The 12249-nt window shown below is 36.4% G+C and carries 10 protein-coding genes and 2 pseudogenes; all 12 read right to left on the reverse strand.

Features of this window, described 5'->3' with window-relative positions:
* Positions 1-134: 134 nt before the first annotated feature.
* On the reverse strand, positions 135-758 hold the full coding sequence (locus tag ACGF49_RS19540; protein ID WP_387492380.1) for a tail fiber assembly protein: 624 nt from the start codon (positions 756-758) through the stop codon (positions 135-137).
* Between the two features lie 228 nt (positions 759-986).
* A pseudogene (locus ACGF49_RS19545) lies at positions 987-1643 on the reverse strand (tail fiber protein); the annotation flags it as partial.
* Between the two features lie 967 nt (positions 1644-2610).
* Positions 2611-2883 (reverse strand): annotated as a pseudogene (locus ACGF49_RS19550) (type II toxin-antitoxin system YafQ family toxin); the annotation flags it as partial.
* Positions 2870-3133, reverse strand: coding sequence for a type II toxin-antitoxin system RelB/DinJ family antitoxin (locus tag ACGF49_RS19555; RefSeq protein WP_113041932.1), 264 nt, complete (start codon positions 3131-3133; stop codon positions 2870-2872). The gene ACGF49_RS19555 and the pseudogene ACGF49_RS19550, both read right to left, overlap by 14 nt.
* A 745-nt stretch (positions 3134-3878) precedes the next feature.
* Positions 3879-4301 carry a tail fiber assembly protein gene (locus ACGF49_RS19560; RefSeq protein ID WP_113041933.1) on the reverse strand — a complete coding sequence of 141 codons (423 nt, stop codon included), beginning with the start codon at positions 4299-4301 and terminating at the stop codon, positions 3879-3881.
* Positions 4302-4303: 2 nt separating this feature from the next.
* Complete coding sequence (locus ACGF49_RS19565) at positions 4304-4891, reverse strand: phage tail protein (protein WP_113041934.1); 588 nt, start codon at positions 4889-4891, stop codon at positions 4304-4306.
* A 522-nt stretch (positions 4892-5413) separates the two neighbouring features.
* Positions 5414-6397, reverse strand: a complete 984-nt coding sequence (locus tag ACGF49_RS19570) for a tail fiber protein (protein ID WP_113041935.1) — start codon at positions 6395-6397, stop codon at positions 5414-5416.
* 203 nt (positions 6398-6600) lie between these two features.
* On the reverse strand, positions 6601-8016 hold the full coding sequence (locus ACGF49_RS19575; protein WP_262977540.1) for a tail fiber assembly protein: 1416 nt from the start codon (positions 8014-8016) through the stop codon (positions 6601-6603).
* 82 nt (positions 8017-8098) lie between these two features.
* Positions 8099-9583 (reverse strand): pyocin knob domain-containing protein, encoded by a 1485-nt coding sequence (locus ACGF49_RS19580; protein WP_387492374.1) that lies wholly within the window; start codon positions 9581-9583, stop codon positions 8099-8101.
* 24 nt (positions 9584-9607) lie between these two features.
* Complete coding sequence (locus tag ACGF49_RS19585; protein ID WP_267479184.1) at positions 9608-9730, reverse strand: hypothetical protein; 123 nt, start codon at positions 9728-9730, stop codon at positions 9608-9610.
* A gap of 294 nt (positions 9731-10024) precedes the next feature.
* Positions 10025-10351, reverse strand: coding sequence for a tail fiber assembly protein (locus ACGF49_RS19590; protein ID WP_271866410.1), 327 nt, complete (start codon positions 10349-10351; stop codon positions 10025-10027).
* Entirely contained in the window at positions 10341-11174 is an 834-nt protein-coding gene (locus ACGF49_RS19595; protein ID WP_271866412.1) for a hypothetical protein, read from the reverse strand. Before ACGF49_RS19595 ends, ACGF49_RS19590 begins: the two co-directional genes overlap by 11 nt.
* Positions 11175-12249 lie beyond the last annotated feature (1075 nt).

The raw sequence follows: 12249 nt of genomic DNA on the forward strand, positions 1-12249 counted from the left end.
CCGAAATCATTTTGCCATTTTATTGCTTACTGAAATATTTTTATATTTCATATCTCAGAATGATATTTTAGTGCTGTAATTACATTATCAACAAAATCACTGTCTGAATGGCCTGAATAAACAGGCCATTTTCATCACTTAGGCACTTCCGGCCACTCAATATCAGGCGCTTGTAACACATCTACACGAGTGAGCAATACCCGGTATTTTTTCCATTCGAGTAGCGCTGATTTTTCTGCTTCTGTTGCCATACCTATATCAACAGCATCTTGTAACAATGAGAGTGTTTCATTTGCCTGTCTTAACAGTTCTGCTTTCTTCCGTTTTGCTTCCTCAATCTGATGGGATTTGAGAAGGTCTTTATCAACCATCCACTCTTTACCATCCCATCTATCGTAATCGGTATCAGGCTTCTTAAATGTCAGAATTTCCGGTAGCTCACCCAATTCAATAATTTCTAGTTGTGCGCGAGTTTGCTTGTTGTAAACTATTTTCCCTCTGTGGTCAGGGACAATTTCCCAACACTTACCGTCTTCACTGCGACAAATAGCCATATCATCAGAATCGGAAAAATCTGGCGCATCAGGGTAAGAACGCGCTGATAAACCCACACCTTTTGCGACATACTCAAAATTAGTTCCAGCAAATTCTCTCGAATAAGGATTAACATGATAAACCTTTATCCAGCCGGCTTGAGTCGCTAATCTGTCTTCACCTAATATGGCAATTTCTGAATCTAAGATAGATTCTTGTGTCACTATTATTCCCGCCTTGACGACGTAGTTAAATGCGATATTACGAGGTCTTGACACTCCTATATAATCCTTACTCGCTTCCCCGAGATGAGTCTTTTCAATCCATTTAACTCTTGTCGAAATATTGCTACTTTCGGGAACATCCCACTTCAATTTACCACGATCATTGAGTGAAAAGGTAAGAATATTATCACCAGGCGCATAAATTTCCTGTACCAAATAAGACCCTTCTTGCCATGATAATAATGAACGAGATGGATCTACCCCTCTTCCATCATCCCAACCCCGGATAAATTCTCCCCTTAGATCGGGTAATCTACCGTCAGGATAAACTTCTGCCAACTTCGGGTACTGTAATTTATTGAAAAATGCACCATTACAAGTGAGATAGCCGATAGGTGGATAGGGCAACGGCCAAGGAATAGGAGAACCAACAGGAATTTCATTAGCTGTTTTAATCCGATTATCTATCTCTTCGCGGGTATACTCACGTAATGAATTTATTACTTCCTGAACAAGCTTCTGTGTAACCACTAATGTATCGCTATTGCCAATCACATTTGTAAGCTGGACAACACCTTTTTGTGTTAATGAGGCACTGGGAATGTCTGTTGTAATTTTTTGCTCTAATGCTTTATTTAATTGCGCGGTTAGTTTGGTTGTGTTCCCATCATCCAGAACATCATTGCCAGATCGTACCGCGATAAAATCAGCCACGGCAGATGATACCATTGACGCTTGACGTAATACTTTATTTAACAAGTGAGTGGGAACATTATCGGGTGAAAATCCAGTCTGCAAACTCTGATTGACCTCATATTCTTCTTGACTCACTACATTCGCATTATTATTAATAGAAAAAGCCTTAAAATCATTCTTAGGATTCATATACTTTCTCCTTAAATTACATAATATTCTTTTATACCCGTTATCTTTCAAGCTGCCTCTTTGTTGGCTGCACTCGCTCACCCCGGTCACATAGTTTTCTATGCTCCCGGGGATTCACTCCCTTGCCGTCGCGATGCATCTTGAAATCCATAGGGTATATACCGAATGAACTTCAAGATGCTTGAGATGTCAGATATAAAAACATTTAAATTCAACAACATAATCGTTTTTCAAACATGCACTTTGAAGTATCTTGAGTATATAATCAATATATTGAGTTATTGCAAAAATAATCCCCTTGCAATTCACACCAATTAAAGTCTAGTTCAGAAAAAGAATAATGCAGTGTTCTTATTACTTATTAAGGTTAAATATTTTTGTATCATTACCAGCAATAAGCACCCCAATATTTTGGAATCGAAAATATACATCTAGAAATTATTTCGTTCTTATTCCTTCTATATATTCCTACAATTCTCCCTACTTAGCGTTCCACACTGAATCTTTACCCTAACACCTAATCTACCGTGTTCAAGAATATCGTATGGCTCTCCGTCTTCATAAGATACACGCTCGTTATTTTCATAAAGGTCGGAAGCCCAAATCCTATCATGCCGACCAAATTTCCCTAGAAAAACCAACCTGTTAGGGTTGGTTTTTTTATGGCTGGGGGTTGGTGTAAAACTCCGCTTGCCTGACTTCATTTATTTTCTATTTAATATATTAATTAATAGAAATTATAATTAATCGTTATAACCAATTTCCCGACCTGCAAATTTTTTGTAGGTACATACAAAAGCCCCATATGAACTACCCCTACCAAAGAAGATGATCTATACCCGTCATCTTTCAAGTTGCCTCTTTGTTGGCTGCACTCACTCACCCCGGTCACATAGTTATCTATGCTCCCGGGGATTCGTTCCCTTGCCGTCGCGATGCATCTTGAAATCCATAGGGTATATAAACCAAGTTCTGAGTGGGAACCAAGGCGGACAAGGCGCAATGTATCCGCATCGGGTTTCTGATAAATCAGTATCAAGTCAGGCTTAATATGACAATCTCGAAAATCCTTCCAATCACCAGAAAGAGCATGATCGCAATATTTCGGCTCCAACAAGCTATCAGAAGCCAATAATTCAACCACTTGCATCAGTGCATCATCAAGAATTTCACGATACCGACCTTTCTTTTCTCTCTTGTAATCTCGCTTGAACTGGCTTGCGTAATCAATCGTCCTCATTGAGATCGGCCATTAAATCTTTCACTGTGGAGAATGATTTACCGCAACCTTTGCGAGCTTCTTTCATTGCGGCTATTGTTGTCTCGTTGGGTATCAAAGGCTCAAAAGGTAACACTTTTTCTCTTGCTACTCGCGTTAACATCATGCGAACGGCATCTGATACAGTCAGCCCCATAGCAGCCAGAACCGCAGCCGCCTCTGCTTTGATCTCCCCATCAATACGGGTTTGTACTAATTGGTTTGTAGCCATGTAAAGAACTCTCATTGAATTACATTGTAATGCAATTGTAATGCAATGAATGTCTATAATAACTAATGAGCAAGAAACAAACCTGCTACGATGGCGGGGTTTCGTTAAAGCTTTTCGACTCTGACTGTTACACCGTTTTCGAATGTCATTAAAATTTGTCCCTTAGATGGCAAGTCAGAAATCATCGAACTGTGATAACTTCCCGTCTTACGAATTGCCGGTAATACTTCAGCATTATTCTAAATACATTAAAGTTAAAATCACAACCTGAATTTTTTCTAACTCGCAATTCCCCCCTCAGGAGACTAATTATGTTTTCAACTCTTGATTTTCTCAAAGTTATCAGGAAATATTTAGCCTGATGCTACACAACTGTGAATAATCTGAGCACATCTATTTAGCCCCGCGCTGCGGAATTGGATAAGTTCTTCAAGCATCGCTAATTTGATATTGAGATTAAAAAATCCGAGTCCTGTTAAATACAGAACTCAGACTTTAATAGCAGCTTGACTTAAAACATCCCGTTTTTGGTATCAATTAGAAGATAAGAGGTGTTTACTTTTGCACTGTTCAATACCCTATTGCAAACCAAAATAAAAAGATTTATTTCGAGTATATTCAATAATAAAATCCTGTTACAAACAATTATCTTGCAACAATATTATGTGCTGATTTTAAGTCAGACTTATGACCTAATGTTAACAAAACCATTATAAGAATAATCTGTTTATTCAGGTCAATGTCATTATTTTGGCTGTTCCGGCCATTCAATATCGGCAGCCTGTAAAGTATCAACCCTGTTCAGCATTACTCTATATTTTTTCCATACCAACAGAGCCGCTTCCTCTTCTTTAGTCGCAATTCCTAAATCAACAGCATCTTGTAATGGTGCTATCTGCTGGCTAGCTTCCACAATAAATTGTTGTTTTTTACTTTCAACATACTGCTGCAATTCTTCTTTTGTTGGTGGAGGAATATCGGCCCATTCCGGTAAACCATTTTGACCTGCTACACGATATTTTCCTTCTGGTACATTACTGACAGCATATTCTTGATAAATATCAATACTAACTTCCATAATATCATCAGGCAATGAACCAGAAGCAATATAATTTTGTTTCAATTCTATTGGGTAGAATGCATTTGTCTTTGCACTATAAAAATACATAATTAATATCCTATCGCCAAATATCTCACTAAATTATTTGATAGCTCGTGTATAGAATTTCTGCACGTCACAATAAATTGACTTGCAGAAATAGGCATAGCAGCAACCCCAGATCCATAATTACCAAAATCAGGATATGTTGCAACAATCTGAAAACAAGCATTAGGAAATGGGATGGTGAAATTTCTGTAATCATTTATATTCATAGAGCCGCTTGCTTGCCCCCACTGAATAATTATTCCAGTATCACCACATTTCCACCAACCGTTCACAACCTTGTTAGCCGTATTCACATTAAGATTACAACATTTCGCAATTTTTTGTTCTAACACGCTTTTGAATTGTGTGGTGATTTTGGATACATTACCGTCATCCAAAACATCAGTGCCAGATTCTGTCGCAATAAAATCAGCTATAGCAGATGATATGGTTGATGTTTGACGCAATACCTTATTTAATACGTGATTAGGAATATACTGATTATCTGGAAACCCAACTGGCAAATCCGGATATATTTCATAGCCTTGCTGACTAAGTACATTAGCATTATTACTAACAGCAAAAGCTCTAAAATCATTTTTGGCACTCATATACATTTCCTTAAATTAAATGACATTATTTCATAATAAACATATTGAACTATCACTAAAGATGATTTCTCACAATTCACATCAATAATAGTCTAGTTTATAAAAACAATAATGAAATATTTTTATAACTAAAATGAGTAACTATTTTTATATAATTGGCAACAATAAATAACCAATGCATCGCAATCAAAAACATCCCAAAAATCATTATATTCAATATTGAAAACTATTATTTCCCATATCTTTCTTTTTCCTTCAATTCTTTTTCCTTTAAGTCAAGAATATAACTATTACAATATTTTAATTATAACACTAACAAAATGGCCTGAATAAACAACCCATTTATTCAGGCCCGTTAACGGCGATTTTCCCTTGTCATTTTCCATGTTATTCATATATAGCCAAAATCCATATTTAAATTCTGGCTATATTCTTATAGCATTCACTGAAAGATTACTACCTGAATTAACATCGGATGAACCAATAAATAAGTGCTAACTTAACACTCTCAAAATAATAATTTTATACACCTAAATAAATTATCGGTATCATACTAATGTTTAATGGGCGGTTTTCGTCTGCCGTTGGTACTACTCTTGATGCATCAAAAGTGGCATGTGAGAATTTTGCATATTCATCAGGAGCATTCTTCCTCGCAAGGCTATTTTTAGAACTCGCATTAACACCATAAAATACTCCGCTGGCACGAGCAATAAGCCCATCATTCCACAATCCTACATCACCTGTAATATTTCTAATTGCATCGCCCTGTATCACACCAGGTGTCAATCCAGCACGCGCAAATACCCCTCGCCCCTCAACAAACAGATTAGGAAGGTTGATTTTATCGCCATTCTGTTTGATTCCCCATGCTGCCTTATATGCATCAGATAAATTATTTAATGCACTACCAACAGCCGAATCAATTGGGTAAACAGCACCATTCGCAATATACTCTCCTTTAGCTAAATCTGATGCCGGATGTGCAGATAAATAGATATCACCCGGTCGCTTAGCGCCAACATCAATCGCGGAAAGTGTAATATCCTCAGTCAATGCCTTCCCGTTGATTTTCCTATTATCAGGTACTCTGCTATTAATATTTACAAGTAATGATTCGACTATTCCCTTAATTAACTTTTGCGTCACAGCCAATGTATCACTATCACCAATCACATCAGTAAGTTGAACAATACCTTTTTGGGTTAATGAGGCATTGGGAATTCCTATTATGGCTTTTTGTTCTAAAGCTTTATTTAATTGTGCGGTGAGTTTAGTTACATTACCATCATCTATAACATCCTGACCAGATTGTTCCCCAATGAAATCAGCTACAACCGCGGCTATCGTTGATGCTTGACGTAATGCCTTATTTAAGATGTGTGGCGTCATAGAATAGGGTGGAAACCCATCTTGCAACTCTGTACTCGCTTCATATCCTTGCTGATTTATTACATTAGCATTACTATCAATAGCAAAAGCTTTAAAATCATTTATGACACTCATATACATATCCTTAAATTAAATAACATTGTTTCATAATAAGCAGATTGAATTATCAATAAAAACGAAATATTTTTATAACTAAAAGGGATAACTGTTTTATATCATTAGCAACAACAAACAATCCGATATATACTCCGCTGGCACGAAAGATAAACCCATCATGCCACAATCCTATATAATCTGTTTATTCAGACCATTTTTCATTATTTCGGCTGATCCGGCCATTCAACATCAGGAGCCAGTGAAATATCAACTTTGCTCAACATTACTCTATATTTCTTCCATTCCAGTAGAACTGCTTTTTCTGCTTCGGAAGCAATACCTAAATCAACAGCGTCTTGTAGTGGCGCGACAAGATTATTAACTTTAGTCAATAACTGAGACTTATCATATTCTGCTTGCTGTATTAACTCCTCTTTGGTTGCAGCATGAATACTATCAGATCCTGCTTCCCTATTCTTCCCAACAGCCTTGTCAGAAGGTTTATTCAACGAGTTATATTCTTGTGCCCAAGGTGTCCACGGATTATCGTGAAATTGGCTACGCGTATATACTCGACTGCTGTTATAAACAAAATAACGTTGAATAACGCCTGCCGCTTTCAACACAATAAGCGAACCCGCAAATGGCTCAGGGTAATTCGCGCCATTTTTGGCATGAGCATTATACTCTTGATAATAAATCCCGGGTATTTTATAACTATTTAAATCCGCGTTATCACCTAAATTAATCGACTGCCCGGCGAAGATATCTTGAGAAGTAATATTGATATCCGCAGCCAAAGCTTTTCCATTAATTTTGCGGAGTCCTGTGATATATCGAGCATCAGACTCTGCTTTTGCATATACTCCAACTTCTCCAGCAGTAGGTCTATTCAGTGTGTTATATTCTCTAGCCCAAGGCGTCCACGGGCTTTCATGAAATTGACTACGTGTATATACCCGACTGCTGTTATAGACAAAATAACGTTGAATAACCCCGGCTGCTTTCAATACAACCAGCGAACCAGCGAACAACTCAGGGTAATTATTACCATTTTTGGCATGAGCATTATATTCTTGGTGATAAATCCCCGGTATTTTATAATTATCCAAATTGGCATTGTCACCTAAACTATGCGCCTGTCCAGCAAGAATATCCTGAGAAGTAATATTAATATCCTCAGTTAATACTTTCCCATTAACTTTTCGGGTATTTGGTATTCTGGTATTAATACTTTCATGTAACGAATTTATTATTTCCTGAACCAACTTTTGCGTAACCGCTAATGTATCACTATTACCCACTACATCGGTAAGCTGAACAATACCTTTTCGTGTTAATGAGGCATTTGGAACTTCTGCTGCAATTTTTTGCTCTAAGGCCCTATCTAGTTGATCGGTAAGTTTAGCTATATTACCATCATCCAAAATATCATTGCCAGATTGTGTCGCAATAAAATTAGCTACCACAGATGATATTGTTGACAATTGACGTAATACCTTATTTAACAGATTAACAGGAATATTATCTGGCGGAAATCCAATCTGTAAGCTCTGGTTTTCTTCATACTTTACTTGACTCACTACATTAGCATTATCACTAATAGAAAAAGCCTTAAAATCATTTTTGGCACTCATATACAATCCTCAAATTGAATAATATTATTTTAAGAGGAAATTCAAAAATAAAAACATCTATTTTTGCATTACAAATTACATATCAATATCCTATTGCAAACCAAAATGCAGAGCTTTCAGTCTCGTATGCCCAATAACTAAATCCTGTTACAGACAAATGTCTTGCAACAACATTATATGATGATTCTAGGTTAGATTTATCACCTAATGTCAACGAAACATTTACACAAGCATTAGGAAACTGAATAGGAAAATTAACTGGTGTATCATGTGCTGCCCAATTCACAATCCCCCACTGATAAATCACCCCGGTATCCCCACATTTCCACCAACCATTCACTGATTTCAAAGCTGTATTTTTATTTCCTTTAGCATTAACTAGGTTATCTACTTCTGCTTTTGTATACCCGCTAATAACCCTGTCAGAAGGTTTATTCAACGAGTTATATTCTTGTGCCCAAGGTGTCCATGGGTTATCGTGAAATTGGCTACGCGTATATACTCGACTGCTATTATAAACAAAATAACGTTGAATAACGCCTGCCGCTTTCAACACAATAAGCGAACCAGAAAGCGGTTCAGGGTAATTGACGCCATTTTTAGCATGAGCATTATAATCCTGATAATAAATTCCTGGTGTTTTACAGTGATCTAAATTTACATTATCACCTAAACTAATTGCCTGCCCATTCAAAATATCCTGAGAAGTAATAGTGACATCCGTAGCTAAAGATTTTCCATTCACCCTGCGAATTCCCGCAATATATCGAGAATCAGATTCTATTTTTGTATATGCGCCAATCTCATCAGCCGTAGGTTTATTCAGCGTATTATATTCTCTAGTCCAAGGTGTCCACGGATTATCATGAAACTGACTACGTGTATATACTCGACTACTATTATAGACAAAATAACGTTGAACAGTCCCTGCCGATTTCAATACAACAAGGGCACCGGCGAGAAATTCAGGATAATTAAGGCCATTTTTGGCATGAGCATCATATTCTTGATGATAAATTCCCGGTGTTTTATAGCTATTTAAATCTGCCTTATCACCTACACTAATCGCCTGCCCACCTAAAATATCCTGAGAAGTAATAGTGATATCCTCAGACAATGATTTCCCATTAATTTTTCGGGTATTGGATACCTTAGCATTAATACTTTCACTCAATGAATTTACTATTTCCTGAGCAAGCTTTTGCGTAACAGCTAATGTGTCACTATCGCCCAGCACATTAGTAAGCTGAACAACGCCTTTTTGTGTTAATGAGGCATTTGGAATTTCTGTTGTGATTTTTTGTTTTAAAGCCTTACTTAATTGCTCGGTAAGTTTCGCTATATCGCCATCATCCAGAACATCACCGCCAGATTGTGTCGCAATAAAATTAGCCACGACAGATGCGATTGTTGACGATTGACGTAATGCTTTGTTTAGCAAATGACTAGTAATATTATCTGGTGGAAACCCAGCCTGCAAACTCTGATCTTTCTCATATTTCTCTTGACTCACTACATTAGCATTATTACTAATAGAAAAAGCCTTAAAATCATTCTTAGTACTCATATACACCCCTTAGATTAAATAGCATCATCTATACCCGTCATCTTTCAAGTTGCCTCTTTGTTGGCTGCACTCACTCACCCCGGTCACAGAGTTATCTATGCTCCCGGGGATTCGCTCCCTTGCCGTCGCGATCCATCTTGAAATCAATTGGGTATATAATCAATATATTGAATTATTATTAAAGTAATCGTTCATAATTTAAAGCAGCCATAGTTTAATTCATAAAAATAATAATAAAACGTTCTTCTAACTTAGAAGAATAATTATTTTTATATCATTAGCGGTAAGAAAAAAACCCAACAACTTTCATCTGTAAATATATTCAAGTCATTCATATTCAATATATAAATTATTTCAACCCGTCATTACTTATTTTTATATTTCAACTTCAGAACAAATAAAACCACAGTATAAATGGCCTATTTATTCAGGCCACTTTCGTTACTTTGGCTGTTCCGGCCATTCGATATTGGGAGCCTGTGAAGTATCTATCCTGTTCAGTATGACTCTGTATTTCTTCCATGTTAATAAAGCATCTTTTTCAGCTTCTGTGGCAATATCTAAATCAACAGCATCTTGCAGTGGTGTTACCTTCTTATTTATAGTGAATAAAAGTTGTTGTCTCTTATTTTCTGCGTCGTTAATAACGACTTGCTGAATATCATTTTTCCATCTTTCTTCATCATCTTTCGAAATTGACCATTCTCCTAGACAACGCTTTATCAATACTATGTCAAAACCATATGACTTTGTTTTACTAGTATCCAATAGCCATCCAATGGACCCAACGTGACCGGAAACCAGTGTTTAGCGCACCAATAGTTGTTGCTGTAAAAGATACCTGCGTAATATCACCCACTTCAACAAAACAACGATGCCCGATCGGAGATAAAGATTTTCTTTTACCATCAGTTGTCGCAACCACAGTTGTACACGCATGAGGAAAACTAATAGGGAAATTCACCAGATAATCACCATCACCCTGTAAAATACCCCACTGACAGATTATTCCTGTATCACCACATTTCCACCAGCCATTTGCAGATTTTAAGGCTGTATTTTTATTACCATATCGCGCATCACATTCAGATTTAGTATAACTCCCCACATCCCCAGCATTCAGGCTAATATCATTCGACAGTACTTTCCCATTCACCTTACGACTATTAGGTACTCTGGTATTAATATCTCCACGTAATGAATTTACTATTTCCTGAGCAAGTTTTTGTGTCACTGCCAATATGTCACTATCACCAATAACATCAGTAAGCTGAACAACGCCTGATTGGGTTAATGAAGCACTGGGAATTTCTGTTGTGATTTTTTGTTTTAATGCCTTATTTAATTGCTCAGCAAGTTTAGCTACATCACCATTATCCATAACATCATCGCCAGATTGTGTCGCAATGAAATTAGCTACAACAGATGATATAGTTGACGATTGACGCAATACCTTATTTAATATGTGCAGGGTCATAGAAGATGGTGGAAATCCAGTTTGCAATTCCAGACTCTCTTCATATCCTTTCTGACTTATAACATTAGCATTACTATCAGTAGAAAAAGCTTTAAAATCATTCTTAGGACTCATATGTCCTCCTTGAGTTAAATAACATCATTTTATAATTAACATATTAAATTATTGTAAGGATGATCTATCAAAACTCATATCAGTTAAAGTCTAGTTCAAAAAAATAATAGGATTTTATTTTCAATTAAAGTATTGACTATTTTTCCATGATTGGTAGTAATAAATAACGCAATATTTAAAAAATACTCTTCCTAGATTCCTATGATTTTTTCTGATAATGCTTATTGAATTAATTAACTAAAGAAATAAGAATGACTTATTATATCGTAGAGATATTTTTAACATACCAGTAAGCTCATTTTTTACTTTTTCCCTAATCTTTTATTGGATCAAAGTACTCGCTAATCTTTGGAGGAAACCCAAAATACAAGATTGTTTATAGCGTATAACACAGGTGAATGAAAATAAAGATTCGCTCATTTTACCACCTAAAACATCGATGCAAAATTATTTTAATCTTTAAAATAATTTTTAAAAACTGCTTGACTCTGAAGTTTTTCTGATTAAAATCACCGCCACAGTTTAGATTTTCGTGAAACAAATCACATTTTATCAATAAAGAGAGTTCATCATGAAATCTGTTACATCTTTCATATCAAGTGTTCATCGTGTTGTTGTCTACTTGTCAACACCCCGCTTTCTGTAAGTTTGTTTTTTAACCGATGCGTGAAAGGCCAGTTTTCAAGCTGGCTTTTATGTGCGGGACTTAACCCCCGGCCAAATTAACCGGCTAATCCATTTTTTTATTTCCTGATTTCATTTCAACTTTCTGCTAATGGTTAATGGACTTCAGTGAATTTTCCTTTGGAAAAGGAAAGGTGTTAAGGTAATAGCAACTCACCTTTCCTCCTGACAATACACTTATTTAGTTTCGCCGAATCCATTTGTTATTAATAATCCAATACGTTAAAAATTCACTTCTTCAACAAAGCAACTTCATCCGCATTTTTCTGGCACAACAGAGGGGAACCTCTAAAAACTTTTCACAGCCACAAAATTGAGTAAAATGTAGGCACAGTACATCTCTGCAAGGTAGCGCTGTCATGATACCGCCTCGTTCTGCTTTAAAAAAAGA

The organism is Photorhabdus sp. RM96S (assembly GCF_042879335.1).
GTDB classification, from domain to species: Bacteria; Pseudomonadota; Gammaproteobacteria; order Enterobacterales; family Enterobacteriaceae; genus Photorhabdus; species Photorhabdus kayaii.

Coding starts and splice junctions, on each gene's coding strand:
- ACGF49_RS19555 (WP_113041932.1), bottom strand. CDS start 3,133: ATGGCTACAAACCAATTAGTACAAACCCGTATTGATGGGGAGATCAAA.
- ACGF49_RS19560 (WP_113041933.1), bottom strand. CDS start 4,301: ATGTATTTTTATAGTGCAAAGACAAATGCATTCTACCCAATAGAATTG.
- ACGF49_RS19565 (WP_113041934.1), bottom strand. CDS start 4,891: ATGAGTGCCAAAAATGATTTTAGAGCTTTTGCTGTTAGTAATAATGCT.
- ACGF49_RS19570 (WP_113041935.1), bottom strand. CDS start 6,397: ATGAGTGTCATAAATGATTTTAAAGCTTTTGCTATTGATAGTAATGCT.
- ACGF49_RS19575 (WP_262977540.1), bottom strand. CDS start 8,016: ATGAGTGCCAAAAATGATTTTAAGGCTTTTTCTATTAGTGATAATGCT.
- ACGF49_RS19580 (WP_387492374.1), bottom strand. CDS start 9,583: ATGAGTACTAAGAATGATTTTAAGGCTTTTTCTATTAGTAATAATGCT.
- ACGF49_RS19595 (WP_271866412.1), bottom strand. CDS start 11,174: ATGAGTCCTAAGAATGATTTTAAAGCTTTTTCTACTGATAGTAATGCT.